This window comes from Mesorhizobium monacense (assembly GCF_056781675.1).
Genome location: NZ_CM165567.1, coordinates 4061932 through 4087410, shown reverse-complemented (window position 1 = coordinate 4087410; position 25479 = coordinate 4061932). Strand labels below are relative to the sequence as shown.

Below are 25479 nucleotides of genomic sequence, written 5' to 3'. Positions count from 1 at the left end.
AGGAACGAATGGGCAATGGTGCCGTGTTCCGTGTGGACGGCCTGAGGAAATCCTTTGGCCAGAACGAGGTGCTTGGCGGCATCTCGGTCGAGCTGCATGCGGGCGAGGTCACCGTGCTGATGGGCGCCAACGGCGCCGGCAAATCCACCCTGGTCAAGATCATCAGTGGCGTCTACGAGCGCGGCGCCGGCACGATGAGCCTCGCCGGCGAGGATTTCGCGCCGAAGACTCCGGCGGAGGCGATCCGCGCCGGCGTCGTCACCGTGCATCAGAACATCAATGACGGCGTCGTCGCCGACCTCGACGTCGCCACCAATCTGACGCTGGACCGGCTGAGCGGCAGCGGGGTGCCGACATTGTCCAATCCAGCGCGCGTGCGCCGCGAGGCCAAGGCCGTCGCCGACCGCATGGGTCTGGCGATCGACCTCAGGGCCAGGATCAGCGACCTTTCACTGGCCGACCGCCAGATGGTGGCCATTGCCCGCGCCATGGCGCACCGGCCGAAGGTGCTGATCCTCGACGAGCCGACTTCCTCTCTGTCCAGCGCCGAGGCCGACCGGCTGTTCGCGCTGATCGACCGGCTGCGCGAACAGGGCGTCGCGGTCCTCTACATCTCGCACCGCATGTCGGACATCCGCAGGCTGGCCGACCGCATCGTCTCGATGCGCGACGGCGTGGTCAGCGGCGTGTTCGACCGGAAGCCGCTCGACTATGAGGGCGCCGTCAACGCCATGCTCGGCCGCAAGGTCCATCTCGACCGCGTCGTTGCCCGCAATTCGGCGCACCCCGTGCTGACGGTCGAGGGTCTGCGTCTCGCGCCAGGCGCGCGGCCGATCTCGCTAATGCTCGGCGCCGGAGAGGTCGTTGCCGTCACCGGCCTCGTCGGCGTCGGCAAGACGGCGTTGGCCGAGACACTCTTTGGCGTGCGCAAGCCGCTGGCCGGCACCATGACCATGGACGGCAAGCCCTATGCGCCTCGATCGACGGGCGAAGCGATCGCGGCCGGCGTGTTCCTTGTTGCCAAGGACCGCGGCGAAAACGGCATCGTCGGCGGCTTCAACATCGAGCGAAACATCAGCCTGCCGTTCCACAAGCGCATGTCGCGTTTCGGTGTTCTCAGGCGCCGCATCGAACGTGCCACGGCCCGCCGGCAGATCCAGGATCTGGGCATCGTCTGCCGCTCCGAGAAGGACGAGATGTCGGCCCTTTCCGGCGGCAACCAGCAGAAGGTGATGGTCGCGCGCTGGATGGCGCAGGACGCAAAACTGTTCATCCTCGACGAGCCGTTCCAGGGCGTCGACATTTCGGCCAGGCGCGATATCGCCGCCAAGCTAAGGGCAAGCGCCGACGGTCGTGCCACGCTGCTGTTCGTCACCGAACTCGACGAGGCGCTGGAGACGGCGGACCGCATCCTGGTGATGTCGGAGCAGACGATCGTCGGAGAGCACCGGAATGCCGACATCGACCTCGAGCGGCTGCTGGCTGAAGTGGCGGGCGGCCCGCTGCACAGTGCGGCATGAACCAAGGACATGGAATGGAGCAGGTATGAGTTGGGCTAAGACGACAGCAGCGCGCCGGTGCGCCGAATGATGCTGCGCGACCATGCCATCCGCTATGGCTTCCTCATTCTTCTGTTCGGGTTGATCGCCTATTTCGCCGTCGCCGCCGACGGTTTCGTCTCGCCGCAAAGTGCGGTCTTCATCTTCCAGTCCGTCGCCATCACCGGCGTGCTGGCGCTCGGCGTCACCGCCACATTGGTGGTCGGCGGCTTCGACCTGTCGATCGGCTCGGTCGCCACCAGCGCCATGATGGCGGCCTCCTATGTGATGGTGGTGCTGGAACAGAACGCCGTCGTCGCGGTCATCGCCTGCCTGCTGATCGGCGTTCTGGTCGGCCTCATCAATGGCTGGCTGATCGTCTATATGCGCGTGCCGGATCTCTTGGCGACGCTCGGCATGATGTTCCTGCTGGTCGGCCTGCAGCGCATCCCGACCGAAGGCCGCTCGATCGCCACCGGCATGACCATGCCCGACGGCTCGGTCGCCAACGGCAAGTTCGGCGATGCCTTCCTGGCGCTCGGCCGCCACCGCTTCGACTTCTTCATCCCGAACCTCATTCCGGTATCGGTCGTCGTCCTGCTCGTACTCGCCGTGCTGATCTGGTTCTTCCTCGAATACACCCGCTTCGGCCGCATGATGTATGCCGTCGGCAGCAACGAACGGGCCGCCGAACTCGCCGGCGCGCCTGTCAAGGCATACAAAATCTGGGCCTATGTCATTTCTGGAGTTTTTGCCTCGATCGGCGGGATTTTGCTCGCTGCCCGACTTGGACGCGGCGACATTGCCTCGGGTAATAATCTGCTGCTCGACGCGGTGGCGGCAGCACTCATCGGTTACGCGGTCCTTGGGGCCGCCAAGCCCAACGCCTTCGGCACCGCCGTAGGTGCTGTGTTCGTCGGCGTGCTGCTGCAGGGCCTGACGATGATGAACGCGCCTTACTACACGCAGGATTTCGTCAAGGGCGTGGTTCTCGTCGTCGCCCTTGTCTTCACCTTCGCCCTTTCCGGCAGGGGCAAGAGATAGGGTTTCGACCGGGGCAGATTTTTGGGTTCAACAAGTGGAGGAAACAACGTGACGATCACAAGAAGACTTCTAGGAAAGCTGGCGCTCGGGCTTGCCGGCGCCACGATGCTGATGCAGGCGCCGGCTCTTGCCGCCGACAAGCCGGCGCCGTTCGACAAGCCCGGCGTCAAGATCGCGCTGGTGCGCTATCTCTCGACCGGCGACTTCTTCCAGGCCTATCTGTCCGGCGTCGAGGCACAGTCGAAGGCGCTCGGCGTCGACCTGCGCGTGCTCGACAGCCGCCAGGATGCAGCGCTCCAGGCCGACATGGTCGACCAGGCCATCGCGCTCGGCGTGCAAGGCATCATCATTCAGCACGGTCTGACGGAATCGATGAAGGACGCCGCCCAGCGCGCCGTCGACGCCGGCATCAAGGTCGTCGCCTTCGACGTCAATGTCGAAAATCCCAAGATCCCGCAGATCGAGCAGTCCGACCGCGACCTCGCGCGCCTGGCGCTCGAACAGGCGGTCAAGGACAATGGCGAGAGCTGGAAGGCCGGTTATGTCTATGTCGCCGGCATCGCACCGCTCGACCGCCGCAACGAGACCTGGGTCGACGTCAAGAAGAAGTTCTCCGGCATCAACGAAGTCGCGATGTTCGGCACGCTCGACAACCCGATCGCCAATTCGGTCGCCAACCAGGCGCGCTCGGTGCTGTCGGCGCACCCGGATATCAAGGTGATGTTCGCGCCCTATGATGAGTTCGCCAAGGGCGTGAAGATCGCCGTCGACGAGGCCGGCATGAACAAGGACATCAAGATCTATTCGGCCGACATCTCGACCTCCGACATTGCTGCCATGCGCGAGGCTGACAGCGCCTGGGCGGCCACCGCCGCGACCAACCCGGCCGTCGTCGGCCAGGTCTCGGTGCGCGCGCTGGCGCAGCTTCTGGCCGGTGAAGACCCCGGCCACAATGTCATCGTGCCGCCGACGCTGATCACCCAGAAGGACCTGATCGACAAGGACATCAAGAACATGGAGGACCTGTCGGCGAAGCTGCCGCAGTTCGCCCATGCCGATGTCGCCATGCCGGCGTGGATGCCGAACCCGAACGCCAAGTAATTCCTGGCCCTTCGGCAAAGGAAGAGCGGCTCGCGGGCCGCTCTTTTTGTTTGCAGCCGCAGCTTCGTGTTCAGCCGGATCGGCCAGCCCGCGCCAGCCCATGCGCCACCAGCCGGTCGATGACTTCCGCATAGCTGACGCCGCTTGCCGCCATCGCCTTGGCATACATGCTGATGTCGGTGAAGCCGGGAATGGTGTTGAGCTCGTTGATGACGAAATCCATGTTCGGCGTGACGAAGAAATCGACGCGGGCCATGCCGTCGCAGCCGACCGCGCGGAACGCCTTTGCCGCCGTCTCGCGGATCCTGTCTTCGATCTCCGGTGGCAGCTCGGCAGGCACCTTCAGCGCCGCCCCGTCCTTGTCGATGTATTTGGCATCGTAGCTGTAGAAGCCGTGGCTTTCGGCGGGCACGATTTCGCCGGGGCGGGAGACGAACAGGCCGCCTTCCGTGTCCTCCAGCACGCTGCATTCGATCTCGCGGCCGCGGATGAACTCTTCGGCCAGAAGCTTGCGGTCGTGCTGAAAACCTTCGGCGAGCGCCCCGGCGAATTCCTGGCTGGCCGAGACTTTTCTGACGCCGACCGACGAGCCTTGCCGCGCCGGCTTGATGAACAGCGGCAGGCCGAGTTCGGCTTCCAGCGCGGCGAGCGAAGGTGCGGCACCCTCATTGATCGTCACCGAGCGCGCGACGGGTAGCCCGGCTGCCTTCAGCAGCCGCTTGGCGATGTCCTTGTCGAGTGCGGTCGCGGAACCAAGGATGCCGCAGCCGGCGAGCGGCACGCGCGCCACCTCGGCCAGCCCCTGCATGGCGCCGTCCTCGCCATGCAGGCCGTGCAGCACGGGAAACATTATGTCGATGACAGGCAGGTCGTGAGGCACGCCACCGGCGGGGATCGCCAGCATCCGCCCATGCCCGCCCGGCACCAGGCAGAGCTCCGTACCAACAGACGGTGTCGCAAGCGTGCCTTCTTCGAAACTGCTCAGCAGCCATTGCCCGTCGCGGGTGACGAAGATGGGAACGGCATCGTATTTCGCCGGCTCCAGCGCGCGCATAACGTTGGTCGCCGAAAGCACGGAGACATCGTGCTCGGCCGAGCGTCCGCCAAACAGCACAGCGATACGCAATCTTTTCGGGGCCATGAACGTCTCCAAAAGGGTCTGGGTTGAAGGCTGAACAATCGGCGGCGGAGCCGCGATTGGTGAAAAAGCGATCGATGTTGCAAGCGGCATCATTGCGGAGGTCCCAGCCGCCAGGAACGGTCCGAAACGGGGTTTTTAATGGCCCGACAGCGACGATTCCAAGACAGCCCTGATTCGAGCACAAAAAGAAAAGCGGCCGCAGGCCGCCCTTCGCCGTTCCGGTATTTTCTTGCCGCTACCGCATTGCCGCCGCGATATTGCCGCCATCCACCGTCGTCACGTCGGCGGTGGTGCGCTCGGCCAGTGCCTGGTGCAGGAAGGCCTGGGCGACGTCCTCGGCCGTCACCTCTTGCCCCAGCAGGTTGCCGGACATGTATTCCTTCTCCGACACGCCGCGCGCGCCCGAGCGGCTGGCGATCATGGCGTCGGTCAAGAGCCCCGAGCGGATTCGGTCGGCATTGACCGCGTTGGAGCGGATGCCTTGGGCGCCGTAGTCGAGCGCGTATTGCCTGGACAGGAACAGCGTCGCCGCCTTGGGGATGCCATAGGCGCCGAACTTCGGCCCCGGATTGACCGCCTGCTTGGAGGTATTGAACAGCAGCACGCCGCCGGTGCCCTGTTCCAGCATGATGCGCACGGCGTTCTGCGCCGCCGACTGGTGGGCGAAGAAATTGAGCTCGAAACTCTTGCGCAGCAGGGCGTCGTCGAGTTCGCCGATCCGGCCTTCCCAGGCAGCGCCGGCATTGGAGACCAATATGTCGAGGCCGCCGAAGACGGCGACCGCTCTGTCGAAGGCGGCGCGCAGTTCGGTCGCGTTGGTGATGTCGGCGCCGACGCCGATCGAGCCGTTGCCGGCCTTCTTGGCCGCTTCCGCAGCCTTCGCCGGATCGAGATCGACGATGACAGCGTGGGCGCCATTGTCGGCGAACAGCTTGGCCGTCGCAGCGCCAATCGCGCCGGCGCCGCCGGTGACCAGCAGCACCTGGCCGGTCAGCGGCTTCGGCTTGTTCGAGGCAAGCTTGGCCTGCTCCAGCGACCAGTATTCGAGCGGGAACAAGTCCGCCTTGGACAGCGGGTGGAAATGGCCGACGGCTTCGGCGCCGCGCACCGCTTCGATCCACATCTCGCCGACATCCGAGGCGATCCTGGCGTCCTTCAGCGTGCGGCCGTGGCCGAACATGCCGAGGCCCGGCACCAGCGTCAGCCGCGGCATCGGGTCGAGCATGGTGCGCTTGACGTCGTCGAGCGCGTCATTGGTCTCGAAATAGGCGCGATAATCCTTGGCGAAGGTCTCGACGTGACTCTTGATGACGGCCTTGTAGTCGCCGACCTTGCCGGCGTCCGGCGCCGGCACCGCCATCGGCCCGGTCTTGATCCGGATCGACAGGTCCGGCGTCGACACGCCGCGCCCGGCATAGTCGGCGATCTTGGCCGAGTTGATGAAATCGACGATCGCATCCGAGGTGCGGAAGTCGCTGATCATGCGATCGAAGCGACCGTCGCCGCGCGCCACCGCCACCGCGCCGCGCAGCATCGGCGCGATGTCGGCGGGCTTTGCCAACTGCGCCGGCAGCACCGCTTTTTCGCTGCGCGGCTTGCCGTGCTTCGCGACATAATCCTCGGCGACATTCACATAATGGATCATCCGGTCGTAGGCCTGCCTGGCGCCGTCGCCGAAGGTGAAGATGCCATGCTTGTCGAGGATCAGGCCCTCGACGCTCGGGTCGGCGTCGAAGACGTCGCCCGCCGCCTTTGCCAGGTCGAATCCCGGCATGATGTAAGGCACGTAGCCCATCTTCTCGCCGAACACCTTCCGCACCAGCGGCTCGCTGTCTTCCTGGTCGACGATGGCGAGGATCGCGGTGGAGTGCGTGTGGTCGACGAATTTGTGCGGCAGGAAGGCGTGCAGCAGCGTCTCAACCGACGGGTTTGGTGAGGCGGGGTCGATGAGGTTTGCCCGCTGCAGCGCGACCATGTCCTCGTCGCCGAGTTTGTTCAGCGCGCGCGCCTTGATGAGCGCGCCCATCTTGACCGCCGGCAGGCCCTGCGGCTCGATGACGGCCATGTCCCAGCCGCTGCCCTTGACGCAGAGCACATCCCACTCGTCGCCGACCAGATCGGTGGCCCTGGTCTTGCAGGAGGTATTGCCGCCGCCATGCAGCACAAGGCGCGGCTCGCCGCCAAGCAGCCGCGTCGTGTAGACGCGCAGCGCCAGATCGCGGCTGACGCCCTTCTTCGCATAGTCGGCAACCATCTTTTCGGCGTCGCCGTCATTCCACAAATTCTTCATTTCGCTTCGTCCGCTTTGCTGTCTTTGGTTGCTGTGAACAGGAATGCCGCGACGCTTTGATGACAATGCGCCGGCGGCAAGGATTGTGTCTGTCTAGGAGGCCTTTTCGGTCGCCGCTCCCGCGTGCTCCAGCAGCCGCTTCGCCATGCGCGCGCCGACCACCAGATGTGTGCACAGCCCACCGGCGAGGGCAGCGAGTAGCGGTTCGAACTTGCTGTCCTCCTGCACCACCATCAGGCGTTTTTCGATCTGGCGCAGCGACGACAGCGCCGCCGAGATGACGCGGCGATTGTAGCTGCAGTCGAGCGCCTTGCCGGCGGCATCGATGATCTGGCCGGCGATGACGCCGGCGGCACCGGCCTCGCGCAGTAAAGCCATCTCTCCGGCGCTCAGCGCGCCGCATTTGACGACATGGCTGTCGGCATCGACGGTGCCGATCGAATAGAGCGCGAGATCACAGTCGCTTATCCCGGACAATTGCTCGCGGATCACCGGCTCGGCGCGCAAGCCATGTGCCAGCGCTTCCGTCGTCAGCACCAGCGGCGCGTAGAAATTCAGTCCCTTGGCGTTGAGCCGGCGCGCAATTTCCATCGTGCACTGGTCCGGCCGGTAAGAATAGGGCGCGCCGAGATTGCCGCAGAGTTGCACCACGGTGACATCCTGCAGATCGGCATAGGACATGATGTCGGCGATGGTATAGATGGTTCGGCCCCAGGCGACGCCGATGCGGTCGCCCTTCTTCACCAGTTCGAGAAAGACGCTCGCCGCCAGCACCGCGATGTCGGTCGACGGATCGATGACATAGTCGTTTTCCGGCGCGATCCAGACCGCGTCGAGGCTCAAGGCGTCTTCGAGCCGGCGCGCCATGACATCGTCGGTGAAGAGCTGGGTCGAGGTCGAGATGTTGACGATGCCGGTCTCGCGCGCCTTGCGCAGATACATGGCGACCGAAGCGCGCGAAATGTTGAGCTGGCTGGCTACCTGATCCTGTCGCAGGCCATGGGCGTAGTAAAGCCAGGCGGCCTTGTGGATAAGCTGTTCTGCCGGTCGGATCGCCATGCCATCTCCTCGGCTGACATTATTCACGGCTCTCGACAAAAGTCAAATTGAGCGAAGTATGCAATACCCTTTCGCTCGCTGAATCTGGATCATCATTGTGCCAAATGCACCTTGTCGTGGCATCGTTGGTGGTGACGCGGCGCGAGGCCTGTGATTAGAAGTTGATATTCGACATTGGGGAGGACGGGATGGGCAATCCCTACGAACAGGATCTCGACAGGCACGCCGCCAATCACCAGCCGCTGACGCCGCTCACCTATTTGGAGCGCGCGGCCAGGACCTATCCCGATCATATCGCCATCATCCATGGCAGCCAGCGCATCGCCTATCGCGATTTCTGGAGGCGCTCGCTGAAGCTCGCCTCGGCGCTCTCGAAGCGCGGCATCGGCAAGGGCGATACCGTGACCGTGATGCTCTCCAACACGCCGCCGATGCTGGAGGCGCATTTCGGCGTGCCGATGACCAAAGCGGTGCTGCATTCGCTCAATACCCGCCTCGATGCGGCAGTGATTGCCTTCCAACTCGACCATGCCGAGACGAAAGTCCTCATCGTCGACCGCGAATTTTCCGGCGTCCTCAAGGAGGCTCTGGCGCAGGCCAAGGCCAGGCCACTGGTCATCGACTATGACGATCCGGATTACGCCGCTGATGCGCCCTATCCGAAGGGCGAGCGGATCGGCACGCTCGACTACGAGGAGTTCGTCGCCGGCGGCGACGAGGATTTTGGCTGGTCGATGCCCGACGACGAATGGGACGCCATCTCGCTCAACTACACCTCGGGCACGACCGGCAATCCGAAGGGCGTCGTCTACCATCATCGCGGCGCGGCCTTGATGGCCTACACCAACACCATCCATGCCGGCATGGCCAAGCACGCGGTCTATCTGTGGACGCTGCCGATGTTCCACTGCAATGGCTGGTGCTTTCCCTGGACGCTCGCCGTCCAGGCCGGCACCCACGTCTGTCTGCGCTGGGTGCGGCCGAAGCCGATCTACGATGCGATTGCCGACCATGGCGTGACCCATCTCTGCGGCGCGCCGATCGTCATGTCGGTGCTGATCAACGCCAGCGACGAGGACAAGCGGCAATTCCCGCAGACGGTCACCTTCAACACCGCTGCCGCACCGCCGCCGGAGGCCGTGCTGTCGGGCATGGCCGATGCCGGCTTTGCCGTTACCCATCTCTACGGCCTGACCGAGACCTACGGTCCGGCGGTCGTCAACGAATGGCACAATGAGTGGGATGGGCTGGAGAAGGGCCCGAGGACGGCGAAGAAGGCGAGGCAGGGCGTGCGCTATGCAGCGCTCGAGGGCCTGACCGTGATGAACCCCGAGACGATGACGGAAACGCCGGCCGACGGCGAGACCATCGGCGAGGTCATGTTCCGCGGCAACATCGTCATGAAGGGCTATCTGAAGAACCGCAAGGCAACCGACGAGGCCTTCGCCGGTGGCTGGTTCCACTCCGGCGACCTCGGTGTCATGCATCCCGACGGTTACATCCAGCTTAAGGATCGTTCGAAAGACATCATCATCTCCGGCGGCGAGAACATCTCGTCGATCGAGGTCGAGGACGCGCTCTACAAGCATCCCGCCGTCGCCTCCTGCGGCGTCGTCGCCCGGGCCGACGACAAATGGGGCGAGGTGCCCGTCGCCTATGTCGAACTGAAGCCCGGCAGGACGGCGACCGAGGCCGAGATCATCGAGCACTGCCGCGCGCTGCTTGCCCGCTTCAAGGTGCCGAAGGCGGTGATCTTCGCCGAGATTCCCAAGACGTCGACCGGGAAGATCCAGAAGTTTCGGCTGCGCGAGATGGCGAAGGCAGGGTAAGCGGCCTTTACGCTCTTTCGCTCTGTCCTCGATAGGTTTGCCCCCGGCGTCCGGGACGAAGCGCCTGGCGGGCCGGCCGCTCCTGACTGTCACCATCTGTCACCAATTATACGCGTACGTCGAATCCGCGTTGACATCTCACGAATTTCGATTTATGACTGACGAAAATTGAAATTCGTCACTCGTAATTTGACAGAGAGCCATGCCCGAGATCGCAAACATAGTGGCCGACCCGACCCGCCAGGAGAATGTCACCCGCATTCTCGACTGCGCCGAACGCCTGTTCCGCCACTATGGCTACGGCAAGACCAATGTCGCCGACATTGCGCGCGAGCTCGGCATGTCGCCGGCCAACATCTACCGCTTCTTCGCCACCAAGGTCGAAATCCACCAAGCCGTCTGCGGTCGTATGCTCGGCGCCAGCTACAAGATGGCCTACGAGATTTCTCGCCTGCCGATCAGCGCCGAGGAGCGGCTGCGGCGCTACGTGCATGCGCAGTACAAGATGACGATGGAAGTCATGCTCGACGACCAGAAGGTGCATGAGATGGTCATCGTTGCCCTCGAGCGCGATTGGGGCGTCATCGACAAGCATGTCGACAGCATCCACGATCTGTTCGCCGAGGTGATCCGCGACGGCATCGAAGCCGGCGAGTTCGCCGAGCAGGATCCGGTGATCGCGTCGCGCTGCTTCGGCGCCGCCACCGTCATCCTGTGCCATCCGCAGATGGTGGCGCAATGTCTTGCCAAGACCAACCGGGCGATGCCCGACGACCTCATCGATTACGCGATCAAGGCCTTGAAGAAATAACCGCCGCCCGCCGGGCGCCGGAAGACAGTTCATCTCCAGTTTGGGAGTACTAAGGTGTCTTTGTCCAATTCCATCATGAGCAGGCTTCCGGCAGTCGGTCCGGCCGTGCTCGTCGTCGCGGTGCTCGGGCTTGCCGGCTGCAGCCAAGAAAAGGCCGAAGTCAAGGATATCATCCGGCCGGTCAAGGTGGTCGAGATCGGTCAGGCGCAAACCACCCGCGAGCTCGATTATTCCGGCTCGGTGCGCGCCCGCACCGAGATGAACCTCGGCTTCCGGGTCGCCGGCAAGGTTACCGAGCGGCTCGTCGACATCGGCCAGCATGTGACTTCGGGCGATGTGCTGGCCCGCATCGACCCCTCTGACTACGACTTGTCGGTCAAGAGTGCGGCGGCGAGCCTCGATGCCGCCGAACGGCAGGTCGAGACGGTCGATCTGACCAAGAAGCGCGCCGAGCAGCTCTACGCCAAGAACGTCGCGTCCAAGTCGCAGCTCGAGCAGGCGACACTGACCTATAATCAGGCGGTGGCGACGCGCGATGCCGCCCGCTCGACCCTTGCCCAGGCCCGAAACCAGGTCGGTTACACCGATCTCAAGGCAAGCCAGGACGGCATCGTCACCGCCGTCACCGCCGATGTCGGCCAGGTGGTCGGCGCCGGCACGCCGGTCATGACGGTCGCCGTCGACGGCGAGAAGGAAGTGCTGATCGCTGTTCCGGAAATGGATATCGCCGAATTCAAGCCGGGCAAGGACGTCAAGGCGAGCTTCTGGTCGGACGATGCGCTGACACTTGCCGGCAAGGTCCGCGAGGTTGCCGGCAGTGCCGATCCGCAGTCGCGCACCTTTGCCGTCCGCGTCTCGCTGCCCAACGATCCGCGCGTGCTGCTTGGCATGACCGCCAATATCGAGGCCTCGGTGGCGAGCCGACAGCAGATGGTGTCGGTCCCGCTCAGCGCGCTCGCCGAGAAGGACGGCCAGAAGATCGTCTGGACCGTCGACCGCAGCAGCGAGACGGTCCATCCGCGCCCGGTCAAGGTCGGCGACTTCACCGCCGACGGCGTCAATGTCGCCGACGGGCTGAAGCAGGGCGACGTGGTGATTGCCGCCGGCACCCAGTTCATGACCGAAAATCTGAAGGTCAAGCTCTCCGACGATGCAGCACAGCAGGCCGCATCGGCGGAGAATGATGGCGAGACCACCAGCAGCCTGCGCTGAAGCGCAGGCAAAATGAAAACCCACTTGTCATCACCTTAGGCGAAAGCCGCGGGGTTTAGTGGGTCACGGTTTCCGGGCGGCGAGTGCCCGATTGTCGAGACGTCAGGTCGATGTAACCCCCACATCCGTCCTCGCGTCCCCACCGCGACGAGTGTCTCTCCGCTCGGAAAGCCTCGTCGCCCGGAAGCCAGCATCGGAAATTCCGTGAGCATGCCGCGCGCATGCGCCGACAATCAATTGGATTGGACTGACGCCGATGACCACCGACACGAATGAAAAAAGACCGTTTAATCTCTCGCGCTGGGCGATCGGACACCCGAGCATTGCGCGCTTCCTGTTTGGCCTGATCATCATTGCCGGCGCGCTCGGCCTGATGCGCATGGGCCAGAAGGAAGACCCGGATTTCACCTTCCGCGTCATGGTCGTCCAGGCGGTCTGGCCGGGTTCCTCGATCAAGGAGATGGAAGACCAGGTCGTCAACAAGATCGAGCGCAAGCTGCAGGAAACGCCGCATCTCGATTTCGTGCGTTCCTACACCCGCGCCGGCAGCGCCATCATCACCGTCCAGATCAAGGGCGACACCAACGCCGACCAGGTGAAGGATGCCTTCTACCAGGTGCGCAAGAAGGTCGGCGATATCGCCGGCGATCTGCCGCAAGGCTTGCTCGGTCCCTATTTCAACGACGAGTTCGGCGACACCTTCATCACGCTGCATTCGATCAGCGGCGACGGCTACAGCTATCCCGAGCTGAAGAAATTCGCCACCCAGGCGCGCGACATGCTGCTAACGACGCCCGGCGTCGAGAAGGCGGTCATCATCGGCGACCAGCCGGAAAAACTCTATATCGACGTCTCGTCCAAGGCGCTCGCCGAGCGCGGCCTGACGCTCACCGACCTGCAGAACGCCATCAAGGGCCAGAACAATGTCGATCCGGCGGGTTCGGTCGACACCGGCCTGCGTTCGGTGCGCATCTCGGTCGAGGGCGACGTGACCAAGGCGGCCGACATCCGCGAGCTTCGCCTGCGCGCCGGCAACCAGGTGACGCGGCTGGGCGATATCGCCACCGTGACCTCGGGTCTGGAGGATCCCTACCAGCGCAAGTATCGCTTCAATGGCCACGAGAGCGTCCAGGTCGGCGTCGTCATGGCCAAGGGCTTCAACGTCAAGGACGTCGGCAAGGACGTCGAGGCGACCTATCAGCGTTTCGAGGAAGCTCTGCCCTATGGCGTTGCGGTCGACCAGGTTTCCGACCAGCCCGAGGTCGTCAAGGATGCCGTCAACGAGTTCATGGAGGCGCTCGGCGAGGCGCTGCTGATCGTGCTCGTCGTTTCGTTCCTGTCGATCGGCTGGCGTTCCGGCCTGGTGATCGCCATCGCCATTCCGCTGGTGCTCGCCGCCACTTTCGCCATCATGTACGAGATCGGCATCGACCTGCAGCGCATCTCGCTCGGCGCGCTGATCATTGCGCTCGGCCTGTTGGTCGACGACGCCATGATCGTCGTCGAGATGATGGAACGAAAGCTCGAGGAAGGGCTGGTCAAGATCGAGGCGGCGAGCTTCGCCTACTCCTCGACGGCCTTCCCGATGCTGACCGGCACGCTGATCACCACCGCCGGTTTCATCCCGGTCGGCTTCGCCGCCTCGACGGCCGGCGAGTATGTGCGCACGCTGTTCTACGTCGTCGGCATCGCGCTGGTCGTGTCCTGGTTCGTGGCGGTCTATTTCACGCCATGGCTCGGCCACATGATCCTGAAGCAGCGCAAGCATGCCGGCAATCATCACGATGCCTTCGACACAAGCTTCTATCGCCGGCTGCGCGCCACTGTCGGCTGGGCCGTGCGCCATCGCATCATCGTCCTGGTGATGACCCTGGTCACCTTCGGCACCAGCCTGTGGGCGTTCCAGTTCATCCCGCAGAATTTCTTCCCGCAGTCCTCGCGTCCGGAAATCCTCGTCGATCTCTGGCTGCCGGAAGGCACCAGCATCAAGGAAGTCGAGACGCAGGCCAAGGCGCTGGAATCCAGGATGATGGACGACCAGGACAAGCGCTTCATCGCCACCTATATCGGCGAGGGCGCGCCGCGCTTCTTCCTGCCGCTCGACCAGCAGCTGCGCAATCCGAACTTCGCCCAGCTCCTGGTGATGGCCAAGGACGAACCGGCCCGCGAACGGCTGATCGTCAAGCTGCGCACCATCCTGGCGCAGGATTTCCCTTCGATCCGTTCCAAGGTCGACCGCCTGTTCCTCGGCCCGCCGACCGGCTGGCCGGTGCAGATGCGCGTCATGGGTCCGGACCGCCAGGAGGTGCGCCGCATCGCCGACGAGGTGAAGGCTAAGTTCCAGGCCAATCCGCTGCTCGGCGCCGTTCACGACGACTGGCTGGAACCGGTGCCGGCGATGAAGCTGGTCATCGACCAGGATCGCGCCCGCGCACTCGGCGTCAGCTCGCAGCGCATCCGCCAGATGCTGCAGGCAACCATGTCCGGCGCGCCGCTCGACGATTTCCGCGACGGCGAGGAGACGGTCTCCATCGTCGCCCGTGAGCCGGAGGCGAGCCGCAAGCTGCTGTCCTCGGTCGACTCGGTCTATATCCCGACCGACTTCGGCGGCTTCGTGCCGCTGTCGCAGGTGGCCAAGGTCGTTCCGGTGCTCGAGCAGGGCGTCGAATGGCGGCGCGACCGCTTGCCGACAATCAGCGTGCGCGGCACGCTGCCAGATGGCGTGCAGTCCAACGATGTCGTCACCAAGATGTACAACGACATCAAGGGCCTGCGCGACGGCCTCGCGCCAGGCTACAAGATCGAGATCCAGGGCGGCGCGGAAGATTCCGCCGAAAGCCAGGCCTCGATTGCCGCCAAGGCGCCGATCATGCTGGCCGTCATCGTCGTGCTCTTGATGATCCAGCTGCAGCATTTCGGCAAGGCGATGCTGGTGCTGGCCACCGGCCCGCTCGGCATCATCGGTGCGGCTGCGGCCCTCCTGATCAGCGGCGCGCCGTTCGGCTTCGTGGCCATCCTCGGCGTCATCGCGCTGCTCGGCATCATCATGCGCAACTCGATCATCCTGGTCGACCAGATCGACCAGGACATAGCCAGAGGCATGGAACGCTCGGAGGCCATCATCGGCTCGGCTGTCCGCCGTTTCCGGCCGATCGTGCTGACGGCGATGACGGCGGTGTTGGCGCTGATCCCGATCTCGCGCGCCGTGTTCTGGGGGCCGCTCGCCTACGCGATGATGGGCGGCATCCTCGTCGCCACCGTGCTCACCATCCTCGTGCTTCCGGCAGGCTATGCCCTGTTCTTCGGCCGCGAGCCCAAGAAGGCAGGGGATACAGAGCAGGCGCCGGAGCCCGAACTGGCCGACAGCAGCGAAAGGCCGCAACTGGCGCTGGCCGCGGAATAAGGTGGCAACCTTGGATCATCCGCCATCGCCACTGGCCGATGGCGGATGATCCGCATCACAGGCAGCCTGGCGGGCGAAAAATGCTCCCCAGCGCCGGCTTCGCAAAACACAATTCCTTTTCAGCAGGCCGATAGAGGCCGATCCTGCAGCGATACCGGAGCGGCACGCTCATCATCGCTGGATTGTTTCCCATGGTAGAAAAACGGCAACTGCGCCTCGGCGCCTTCATGCGGCCCGTCAGTCTTCACACCGGAGCCTGGCGCTATCCGGGCGCCCATCCCGACGCCAACTTCAATTTCGCGCACCTGAAGCGCTTTGCGCAGACGCTCGAAGCGGCGAAGTTCGACGCCTTCTTCATGGCCGATCATCTGGCCGTGCTCAACATGCCGATCGAGGCGCTGCGGCGCAGCCATACGGTGACGTCCTTCGAGCCGTTCACGCTGCTGTCGGCGCTTGCCGCCGTCACCGACCACATCGGATTGGTCGCCACCGCCTCGACCACCTTCGACGCGCCCTACCACATTGCCCGCCGTTTCGCCTCGCTCGACCATATCAGCGGCGGCCGCGCCGGCTGGAACATCGTGACGACGTCGAACCCCGACGCGGCCCTGAATTTCGGCCTCGACGAGCATGTCGAGCATGACGAGCGCTACCGGCGGGCGCGCGAGTTCTACGATGTCGTGACCGGCCTGTGGGACAGCTTTGCCGACGACGCCTTCATTCGCGACGCCGAGAGCGGCCTCTATTTCGACCCGGCCAGGCTGCATGTGCTGGACCACAAGGGCGAGCATCTGTCGGTGCGCGGGCCGCTCAACATTGCGCGGCCGGTGCAGGGCTGGCCGGTCATCGTCCAGGCCGGCGCATCGGAGGCGGGGCGGCAGCTGGCCGCCGAAACGGCGGAGGTCATTTTCGCCGCCCATGCCGATCTCGCGTCGGGGCAGCGCTTCTTCGCCGACGTCAAGGGCCGCGCGCAAAAGCTCGGCCGTTCGCGCGACAGCATCAAGATCCTGCCCGGCGCCTTCGTCGTCGTCGGCGACAGCGTCTCGGAGGCGCAGGCCAAGCGAGCCAAGCTCGACAGTCTCGTCTATTACGAAAGCGGCATTGCCTCGCTGTCGATCGCGATCGGGCATGATGCGTCCGGCTTCGAGCCCGATGCGCCCTTGCCGGAAATCCCTGAGACCAATGCCTCGAAGAGCGGCCGCGAGCGCGTCATCGAACTGGCGCGCGAGGAAAACCTGACCGTCCGGCAGCTTGCCCAGCGGCTGGGCGGCTATTCCGGCCTCGCCTTCGTCGGCACGCCGAAGACCATCGCCGACGAGATGGAGGAGTGGCTCGTCGCCGAGGGCTCCGACGGGTTCAACATCATGTTCCCTTATCTCCCGGCCGGGTTGGACGATTTCGCCGAGAAGGTGGTGCCCGAACTGCAGCGGCGCGGGATCTTCAGGCAGCAGTATGAGGGATCGACGCTGCGCGAGAATCTCGGCCTGAAGCGGCCGCCGAACCGGTTCTTCGAGGACACGGCAATCCGCAAGGCTGGTTAATCAGGCCGGCTCGAGGCGATTGCCGAAAAAAAATCGGGCGCGCCGAAGCGCGCCCGATCCTGTCGGCTTGCAGGTCAGATGACGAACAGCCAGTTGGCCAGCAGCATCACCACCACGCCGGCAACCAGCGTCAAATAGGGCAGCATTCCCGCCTTCCTGACTGCGAGATCGGACGATGTCATGCCGAGGTCGGCCAGCATGTGGTCGGGGAATTTACCCTTGTCCTGGATGTAGTGCCGGAAGCAGAACACCGGGATGATCAGCGCCGCGGTGATCAGGCCGGCCCACAGCGCCATCGGGTTCCACACCTTGGCGCCGGCGCCCATGAAGACCGCGTTGACATAGGCGAAGATCGCGCCGACGCCGAGCAGCCAGCTCGGTGCCTTCCAAGGCCGTGCGATATGGCCATTGTCGATGCGGTGGATCCAGCCGGCATTGAGGTTGAGGAAGTTGAAGATGATGTAGCCGCAGTTCGACACGGCGAGGATGAAGAAGAAGCTCGTCGCGTCGGCCGAGGCGATGGCCAGCACGATCAGGTTGAAGATCAGGTCGGTCCACATCGCCCGTGTCGGCGCGCCGTGCTCGTTGACATGGCTGAGATAGCGCGGCAGCCAGCCGTCGACCGAGCCCTGGTAGAGCGTGCGCGAGGAGCCGGCCATCGCCGTCATGATGCAGAGCACCAGCGCCAGGATCATCAGCATCACCAAGAGGCTGTGGATCAGATTGCCGCCGCCGACCATGCCGGCCAGCGCATCGGCAACGCCCGAGCCGTCGACGATCGGCGTCGCCAGCATGCCGTTCAAGCCAAGCACGCCCTGGAAGGTGAAGGGCACCAGGATGAACAAAAGCATGCACAGCAGGCCGGAATAGAAGATCGCCTTGAACGTGTCGGTGCCGGGATTCTTGAATTCCGACGTGTAGCAGACGGCGGTCTCAAAACCGTAGGTCGACCACGCGGCGATGAACATGCCGCCAAGCACCAGCGTCCAGCCGGCGATGTTCCACGCACCGGGCTCGGGGGCGTAGGCGGCGGCTAGGGGCACCAACGGCGAGAAATTCGCCCAGTTGATCTGGCCAGTGAAGATCGGCACCACGCCGACGATCAACATCGGGATGATGACCAGCAGGCCGATATATTTCTGCACATTGGCCGTGCCGAGAATGCCGCGATGCTGGATCGAGAAGATGATCAGCATCAGCACCGCGCCGATGAAAAAGGTTGAGTTGAAGGTGAAGGAGACCGGTCCGAGTGTGTGGCTCCACAGCGACCAGGTGCGGATGACAGGCGTTGCGGCCGCAGTCACCGCGGTGATCGCGTCGGCGGGAGCCGTTCCGGCATGGGCCGCGATATAGGCGATGACTTCCGGCGAGGTCTCGCTGAACACCGGCAGCGGCGCCAGCGCGTTGAGGATATAGGCGGCGGCGATCGAGCAGCCGAGCGACAGCACCGGCGACCAGGCGAACCAGTTGCACCACACCGACAGCGGCGCGATGAACTTGGAGTAGCGCAGCCAGGCCGTGGCGCCATAGATCGAGGCGCCGCCGGACTTGTTCGGGAACAGGCCGGCGATTTCGGCATAGGTGAAGGACTGCAGGAAGCCCATGATCATGGACACCGTCCAGATCGCGAAGGCCAGCGTTCCGGTCGTGCCGGCTATGCCGCCGATCGAAAACAGGACGAGGGCTGGAACGCCGCTTGCCACCCAGAAGGCGCCGCGCCAGTCGATGTTCCGGTGCAGCTGCCCTTCGGCAGGCTGCACCAGGGCAGTGGTGGTTACCGTGCTCATGTGTCTGTGTTCCCCTTTTGGTTGTCCCCGCCGGCGACGCCTCGGCTTCGCGAAGCTTCCCCCGACACGATATCGACGACTGTCGGTGTTTCCACTCAGTCGTATTTTTTTCTTAACAGTGAAGATTGATCCGGCGCGCTTTCACGTCAAGCGTTTTGTGGCGCTGTGCACATCACGCTTGCGAAACGCCGGCTTTCGCGGCGCTGCCGGGTGGTCTGAAACGAAAAAACCCGCCAAAGGCGGGTCGCGGCGCAAATCAGCACCATGGCCAAAACAATACCATAACTGCCGTCATTTGTCGAGCAATATGGCTTGGTTGCAATGCCGTCAGGAGCGCGGTTTGGTCTTCTGCGGGTCGTAATGGGCGAAGGCCACGACGCGCGCCGGCAGCCGCTTGGCATGGCCGTCGAGCTTGCCGATCTCGACCTCGGTGCCGATGGCCGAATGCGTGACGTCGAGCCGCGCCAGCGCAATGGTCTTGTTCAGCAGCGGCGAGCGCATGCCCGAAGTGACGACGCCGATCTGGGCGCGGCCGACATGGACGCAGTCGCCATGGCCGACAGCGACATTGGCGTCGATGTCGAGGCCAACCAGTTTCGTCTGCGGGTGCTCCTTGCGGCGGATCAGCGCCTCGCGGCCGATGAAATCGTCGGTCTTCGTCTTCAACGGCACGGTGAAGCCGATACCGGCCTCGAAAGGATCAGTCTGGTCGGAGAACTCGTAGCCGGCGAAGATCAGCCCAGCCTCGATGCGCACCATGTCGAGCGCCTGCAGGCCCATCGGCTTCAGCCCATGCGGCTGGCCGGCCTCCCAGATGGCGTCGAACACTTTTTCGGCGTCGCGTGGATGACACCAGATCTCGTAGCCGAGCTCGCCGGTGTAGCCGGTGCGCGAGACGACGACCGGGATGCCGTTGCCGCCGCCGATGCGCGCGACGGCGAAACGGAACCATTCCAATTCGTCGATCGAGGGCTGCAGCGGCGAGGTCCAGATGACTTCTCTCAGGATGTCGCGGCTCTTCGGCCCTTGCACGGCGATGTTGTGCATCTGGTCCGTGGAGGATCGCACCAGCACGTTGAGGCCGAGTTTCTTGGCCGTCTCGCGCAGCCACTCGCCGGAAAGATCGTCGCCGCCAACCCAGCGGAAATTGTCCTTGCCGAGCCGAAGCAGCGTGCCGTCGTCGATCATGCCGCCATGCTCGTAGCACATGGCCGAATAGACGACCTGGCCGACGCCGAGCTTTTTCACCTCGCGGGTCAGCGTGTATTGCAGCAGCGCTTCCGAATCCGGGCCGGTGACCTCGAACTTGCGCAGCGGCGAGAGGTCCATGATCACGGCGTCCTGCCGGCAGGCCCAATATTCGGCGATCGGCCCTTCTTTGGCGAAGGAATTGGCCAGCCAGTAGCCCCTGTACTCGACGAAGTCGCGCGTGTGTTTGGCAAAGCTCGAATGAAAGGATGTCTCGCGGGTCATTTTCGGTTCCGAATCGGGCGTCATGCGTCTGGCGATCGCTCGCGAGAATTTGTGCTGGCCGGAATAGGTCCGCACGTGGATGTCGGTCAGGTTCCAGCCATTGGCCGGCGTTGTATCGTCGGGGCAGGCGGAGGATACGCAGACGATGTCGGTGAGCGCCCTGAGCAGCACATAGTCGCCCGGCCGCGACCACGGCTCGTCCGACACCATCACGCCATGCGCGTCGATCGCCGTGTTGAAGAAGAAGTTGATCGCCATCCAGCCCGCGCGGGGATTTACGCCTTTGTCCGAGAGCGCGCGATTGAAGTTCTCGGAGCAGTTGGTGTGGCCGGGATAGCCGATGTCGTCATAATATTTGGCCGCACAGGCGAGCGCGAAGGCGTCGTGTCGCCCGCACGTGTCCTGCACCACCTCGACCAGCGGCTCCATATCCTGATCGTAATATTTCGAGTGCAGGCCGGGCATCGGATAGCTCGCGCCCATCAGCGTGCGCGTCGTCGTCACGTCGAGTGGATGATCGCGCCCCTTGTCCAGTTTGCGCGCTGAAAAGCACTGGAAGTCGGTGCATTGCCGGCCGTCGACATCGATGATCTGCAGATAGTCCCCGGCCTTGACGAAGTAGGATTCCGCCGTCGCCGAATGGACGCGCAGGTCGAGCACCGGATCGGCAAGCGGGTCGCCGAGCTGAGACTTCGCCGCCGGGCGGATGGTGGCGCGGCGGACAATCACGGTGAGCGGTGTCGCCGTGTCGTGGCCATCGACCAGCATCGGCCCGCCGGGCGCGGCAATCAGGATCGCGCCGTCACGCGCGACAGCAAAACCCTGTTCGGTGCCGGCGGGCGTGGCGCCGCCGAACACGCGCACCGCCTTCGCCTGGTCAAGCTGCACCTGACGGCGCTTGAGCCCGCGGCGCACGCCGTCGGCAAGCAGCGCCTTGATGCCGGCGGCATTGCTGTTGGATTTTTCGCCGAGAATAGCGGGATCGGTGGCGCCAGACTTGTCCCAGGCCAGAAGCTCGCAGGCCTGGCCTCCCTCGACATTGCGAACCGTGATCGTATCGCCGGCCTCGACCTCGATCAGCACCGCGCCATTACCCCGGATCGTATAGCGCTCCGTGCCGGGCGGCAGCGCGATCTGGCCGGGCCGGAGAATCAGGCTCGGCCGGGGCGGTCCGGCTGTTACGGCAGGGTAGGGCGACTGGCTCATCTCAGCCTTGCGGTTCGAGAAACAAGTTTGCCTGTGCGTGAAATTATTTTAGCAGCAAGAATAGCAGTGCTTACCAGTTTGGCAAGGCGGAACGCCCAGGTGCGGCTCTCCCTTCTCCCACACAATGGGAGAAGGGAATGAGGCGCGCACAGCGCTACGCCAGCATCTCGGAATGCCTGATCGCGACGCCGTATTCCGCAGCCGCATCGAGCATCGTGTGCCACAGGCTTTCGGCGAAGGTCGCGAACACAAGGACATTGAACACGGCCTGCCCATCCGGGCCGTCGGCGCCACGCCAGAGCGTGACGCTGGTGTGATCCATCGAAGTTGCCGCAGCAGTTCCGATCGGGAATGCATCGGGATGAAGATCGATCGACGACAACTTGGCGAGCATGGCGCGCGCCTTGGTGCCCGACACACCGATCAGGACGCGTGCATGCGACTGGTCGGACAGTGAAGCCGAAGACGCAAAGACCTGACCGAGAGGACCCATCGCATGCTTGCCGTTTCTCGACAGCACGAGGAACTGGTCAGGCCCCGACCAGATGAGAGTTGCGTCCGCCGCGCCAACCACCTTGGGCGTGTCCGGGGCAGGGACACCAAAACGGGCCTTCGCAGCCTCGGCCATGTCAGCCACCTTGCCGCGCCGCGCCATTCCCTGGATCAGGTCGAAGTTGCGGATTTCGGTCAGCGACACGCCAGCGTCGCCGTGCACGCCATACGGTCCTACGACGAGCGCACGCTCAAGCGGGCTGCGGACTTCCCAGGAAAACTCAGCCACGCTGGCGCCCTCCATCCGGATCATAGAAGACGGGATTGCAGAGCTCGACTTCGTAGTCCTCGCCACGCAGCGGATCATGCGCATGGACGATCTCGCCAATGCGTTCGCGCCCGCGCTCGACCAGACCGAGCCCGATCCACTGGTCGAGCGTCGGCGAGAAGCAGACCGAGGTGACATAGCCCTGGTCGTTGTCCGGGCCGGGTGTCTGGCCCTTCGGAATGACATGCGCGCCCGAGCGCAGCCGGCGCGCCTTGTCCGTCGGCTTGATGCCGACCACGACCTGCCGGTCCGGCGCGATCAGCGCCTCGCGGCCAGCCATGACACGGCCGATGAAATCCTTCTTGGTCGACATCATCTTGCCGAGGCCGAGATCGGTGGCGGTCGTCGTGCCGTTCAGTTCCGGTCCGGCGACGTGGCCCTTTTCGACGCGCATGACGCCGAGCGCCTCGGTGCCATAAGGTGTCACGCCGAATTGTCTTCCCGCTATCATCAGGTTGCGCACCAGCGCCTCGCCATAGCGGGCCGGCACCGAAATTTCGAACGCCATCTCGCCAGAGAAGGAGATGCGGAACAGCCGCGCCCTGATGCCACCGCGCAGAGCCACTTCGCGCACACCCATGAACGGGAAGCTCTCGTTGGACAGGTCCTCGGCCGGGTCGACGATTTCCCGGAGCAGATCACGCGTCTTCGGACCGGCGATCGAGAATTGCGCCCACTGGTCGGAGACCGAGGTCAGCTGCACGTCGAGTTCCGGAAACAGCACCTGGCGGCAGAATTCGAGATGCTGCATCACCAGCCCGGCCTTGGCGGTGGTGGTGGTCAGGAAATAATGGTCCTCGGCCAGCCGCGAGGTGGTGCCGTCGTCATAGACGATACCGTCCTCGCGCAGCATCAGCCCGTAGCGCGCCTTGCCGACGGCGAGATTGGAGAAGGTGTTGATGTAGACGCGGTCGAGGAAGGTGCCGGCATCGGCACCGTGCACGTCGATCTTGCCGAGCGTCGAGACATCGCAAAAGCCGACGCCGCCGCGCACCGCCTTGACTTCGCGGGTCACCGATTCCAGCCAGTCCTTTTCGCCGGCGCGCGGATACCATTGCGACCGCTTCCACAGGCCGGTGTCGACGAACACAGCGCCCTGTTCGGCCGCCCAGTGATGCGACGGCGTCAGCCGCGTCGCGTGGAAAGTCTCGTCGCGATGATGGCCGGCGAAGGCGCCGATGGCGACCGGAACATAGGGCGGCCGGTAGATCGTCGTGCCGGTCTCGGGAATGGATTTGCCTGACACCGCAGCCATGATGGCGAGACCGGCGATGTTCGAGGTCTTGCCCTGGTCGGTCGCCATGCCGAGCGTGGTGTAACGCTTCAGGTGCTCGACCGATTCGAAACCTTCGCGCTGCGCCAGCTCGACGTCGGAAGCGGTGACATCGTGCTGGTAATCGACAAAGGCCTTGCCCTTGCCGGCGACGTGCCAGAGCGGGGCCAGCGAGAACGCTTCGTCGTTGGCGACAGGCGCTGTGCCTGTGTTCCCGCTGTGCCCGGCATCACCGGCCGCTGCCTCACCGGCGGCAAAGCCTTGGCCAAGGCAGGCGCCGAGCCCGAAGGAGCCATTGGCGGCACCAACGGCAACCATGCCCGGAGGGGCGCTGTCCGGCACGAAGGCAGCGATATCGTCCTGCCATTTCGGCCGGCCGCGTTGATAGGACGTCAGCCCGACGGCAGGGTTCCAGCCACCGGAGACGGCAAGCCCATCGGCCTCGACCTCGGCACGCGCGCCGCCGGTCAGCGACACCGAGATCTTCCGGACACCATCCTTGCCGCCATCCACGCCGCTGACGGAGCCGTGCAGCACAGTGAAGCCGTTTTTGGAGGCCAGCGCGCGGTGAGTTGGCGAGACATCCGGTCGCGCATCGACGACAGCAGCAATCTGCAATCCGGCGCCGAGAGCCGTCTCAACAGTGCGCCAGCCATCCTCATTGTTGGTGAACAGCGCGATGCGCTTTCCCGGCGTCGCCGCATAGCGCGTGACATAGCTTCGCATGGCGGAAGCCATCATCACGCCGGGCGTGTCGTTGCCGGCAAACACGATCGGCCGTTCGATCGCTCCGGCCGCGACGACGCAACGCTTGGCCACGATCCGCCACAGCCGCTGCCGCACCTGATGCTCAGGCGGTGAGGGCACATGGTCGTTGACCCGCTCGATCGCGCCATAGGTGCCGCCGTCATAGACGCCGAACAGCGTCGTGCGGGTCATGATGCGGACGTCTGGCATCGAGCCAAGTTCGGCAAGCGTCTGCGAGATCCATTCGGCCGCCGGCAAACCGTCGATCGTGCCGCCATCCGACAAGAGACGGCCGCCAAGCGCAAAGTCCTCCTCGCAGAAGATGACGCGTGCGCCGCTGCGACCAGCCGCAAGGGCTGCGGCGAGGCCGGCGGGGCCGGAGCCGACGATCAGCACATCGCAATGCGCCCAGGCCTTGTCGTAATGGTCAGGGTCGGCAACGCCGGCGGCGCGGCCGAGACCGGCGGCGCGGCGGATCGCCGGCTCGTAGATCGCCTCCCAGAACTTCGCCGGCCACATGAAGGTCTTGTAGTAGAAGCCGGCGACGAAGATCGGCGCGAACAGCTGGTTGACCGCCATGAAATCGTGGCGCAGCGACGGCCAGCGGTTCTGGCTGGCGGCTTCGAGCCCCTCATAGAGCTCGGCCGTGGTCGCCTTGGTGTTCGGCTCACGCCTTGCGCCCGTGCGCAGCTCGACCAGCCCATTGGGCTCTTCCGAGCCGGCGGTGAGGATGCCGCGCGGCCGATGGTATTTGAACGACCGGCCGACCAGCTTGACGCCGTTGGCGATCAGTGCCGAGGCCAGCGTGTCGCCCTGGAAGCCGACGAAGGTCTTGCCGTCGAAACGGAAGCTCAGCGGCGCCGAGCGGTCGATCAGTCCACCGTTGCTCAGCCGATTCGTTTGCGGGCTGCCGACCATCACGCACCAACCTTGGCGGCGCCAGCACCCGCCGCCGGCTCCACCGCCGATATCTCATGCGTGATTGTGTTGCGGGTGACGTTCAGCCAGGCCCGGCACCCGCCGCCATGATACCAGTGCTCGCTCATCACGCCGGCAACATTGTCGCGCAGATAGACGTAGTCGAACGCGGCGTCTTCGCCGGCATCCGCCACGGGCCGGCCCGGCTTGGCGTCGCCCAGATAGGTGAACTCGCCGAGTTCGCGTTCGCCGCAGAAGGGACAGACAATACGCATGCTCTCTCAGC

16 protein-coding genes are annotated in these 25479 nt (G+C 64.4%); 8 read left to right on the top strand and 8 right to left on the bottom strand.

Annotated features, from left to right (window positions below; translation table 11 throughout):
• Nucleotides 1-8: 8 nt before the first annotated feature.
• The 3 genes from AC1RUK_RS19925 to AC1RUK_RS19915 all read left to right on the top strand — a co-directional run bounded on the left by AC1RUK_RS19925 (nucleotide 9) and on the right by AC1RUK_RS19915 (nucleotide 3683).
• Nucleotides 9-1520 (top strand): sugar ABC transporter ATP-binding protein, encoded by a 1512-nt coding sequence (locus AC1RUK_RS19925; protein WP_481839294.1) that lies wholly within the window; start codon nucleotides 9-11, stop codon nucleotides 1518-1520.
• A gap of 66 nt (nucleotides 1521-1586) precedes the next feature.
• A complete protein-coding gene (locus AC1RUK_RS19920) occupies nucleotides 1587-2582 on the top strand; it encodes an ABC transporter permease (protein WP_436171405.1) in 996 nt (331 codons plus the stop codon).
• Between the two features lie 48 nt (nucleotides 2583-2630).
• Nucleotides 2631-3683, top strand: a complete 1053-nt coding sequence (locus AC1RUK_RS19915) for a substrate-binding domain-containing protein (protein ID WP_481839295.1) — start codon at nucleotides 2631-2633, stop codon at nucleotides 3681-3683.
• Between the two features lie 70 nt (nucleotides 3684-3753).
• Here AC1RUK_RS19915 and AC1RUK_RS19910 read toward each other — a convergent pair whose 3' ends face one another.
• From AC1RUK_RS19910 to AC1RUK_RS19900, 3 genes are all read right to left on the bottom strand, one after another.
• Nucleotides 3754-4824: a D-alanine--D-alanine ligase family protein gene (locus AC1RUK_RS19910; RefSeq protein ID WP_481839296.1), complete on the bottom strand. Its 1071-nt coding sequence runs from the start codon at nucleotides 4822-4824 to the stop codon at nucleotides 3754-3756.
• A gap of 235 nt (nucleotides 4825-5059) precedes the next feature.
• Entirely contained in the window at nucleotides 5060-7114 is a 2055-nt protein-coding gene (locus AC1RUK_RS19905; RefSeq protein ID WP_481839297.1) for a bifunctional aldolase/short-chain dehydrogenase, read from the bottom strand.
• Between the two features lie 93 nt (nucleotides 7115-7207).
• Nucleotides 7208-8173, bottom strand: a complete 966-nt coding sequence (locus tag AC1RUK_RS19900) for a sugar-binding transcriptional regulator (RefSeq protein WP_481839298.1) — start codon at nucleotides 8171-8173, stop codon at nucleotides 7208-7210.
• A 188-nt stretch (nucleotides 8174-8361) separates the two neighbouring features.
• Between AC1RUK_RS19900 and AC1RUK_RS19895 the strand changes: the two genes are divergently transcribed.
• The 5 genes from AC1RUK_RS19895 to AC1RUK_RS19875 all read left to right on the top strand — a co-directional run bounded on the left by AC1RUK_RS19895 (nucleotide 8362) and on the right by AC1RUK_RS19875 (nucleotide 16969).
• Nucleotides 8362-10002, top strand: a complete 1641-nt coding sequence (locus tag AC1RUK_RS19895; RefSeq protein ID WP_481839299.1) for an acyl-CoA synthetase — start codon at nucleotides 8362-8364, stop codon at nucleotides 10000-10002.
• 202 nt (nucleotides 10003-10204) lie between these two features.
• Nucleotides 10205-10813, top strand: coding sequence for a TetR/AcrR family transcriptional regulator (locus tag AC1RUK_RS19890; RefSeq protein WP_436171411.1), 609 nt, complete (start codon nucleotides 10205-10207; stop codon nucleotides 10811-10813).
• A 75-nt stretch (nucleotides 10814-10888) separates the two neighbouring features.
• Nucleotides 10889-12025, top strand: a complete 1137-nt coding sequence (locus tag AC1RUK_RS19885) for an efflux RND transporter periplasmic adaptor subunit (protein WP_481839300.1) — start codon at nucleotides 10889-10891, stop codon at nucleotides 12023-12025.
• 256 nt (nucleotides 12026-12281) lie between these two features.
• Nucleotides 12282-15428, top strand: a complete 3147-nt coding sequence (locus tag AC1RUK_RS19880; protein ID WP_481839301.1) for an efflux RND transporter permease subunit — start codon at nucleotides 12282-12284, stop codon at nucleotides 15426-15428.
• A gap of 191 nt (nucleotides 15429-15619) precedes the next feature.
• Nucleotides 15620-16969, top strand: a complete 1350-nt coding sequence (locus tag AC1RUK_RS19875) for an LLM class flavin-dependent oxidoreductase (protein ID WP_481839302.1) — start codon at nucleotides 15620-15622, stop codon at nucleotides 16967-16969.
• 74 nt (nucleotides 16970-17043) lie between these two features.
• On the opposite strand, the gene AC1RUK_RS19870 is transcribed toward AC1RUK_RS19875, so the two are convergent.
• The 5 genes from AC1RUK_RS19870 to AC1RUK_RS19850 form a co-directional block, all read right to left on the bottom strand.
• Nucleotides 17044-18756 (bottom strand): trimethylamine N-oxide permease, encoded by a 1713-nt coding sequence (locus tag AC1RUK_RS19870; RefSeq protein ID WP_481839303.1) that lies wholly within the window; start codon nucleotides 18754-18756, stop codon nucleotides 17044-17046.
• Between the two features lie 327 nt (nucleotides 18757-19083).
• A complete protein-coding gene (locus tag AC1RUK_RS19865; RefSeq protein ID WP_481839304.1) occupies nucleotides 19084-21435 on the bottom strand; it encodes a trimethylamine N-oxide demethylase in 2352 nt (783 codons plus the stop codon).
• A gap of 154 nt (nucleotides 21436-21589) precedes the next feature.
• A complete protein-coding gene (locus tag AC1RUK_RS19860) occupies nucleotides 21590-22216 on the bottom strand; it encodes a sarcosine oxidase subunit gamma (RefSeq protein WP_481839305.1) in 627 nt (208 codons plus the stop codon).
• Complete coding sequence (locus AC1RUK_RS19855) at nucleotides 22209-25193, bottom strand: sarcosine oxidase subunit alpha (RefSeq protein WP_481839306.1); 2985 nt, start codon at nucleotides 25191-25193, stop codon at nucleotides 22209-22211. The genes AC1RUK_RS19860 and AC1RUK_RS19855 overlap by 8 nt, the downstream gene beginning before the upstream one ends.
• Nucleotides 25193-25468: a sarcosine oxidase subunit delta gene (locus AC1RUK_RS19850; RefSeq protein ID WP_481839307.1), complete on the bottom strand. Its 276-nt coding sequence runs from the start codon at nucleotides 25466-25468 to the stop codon at nucleotides 25193-25195. Before AC1RUK_RS19850 ends, AC1RUK_RS19855 begins: the two co-directional genes overlap by 1 nt.
• Nucleotides 25469-25479: the final 11 nt, after the last annotated feature.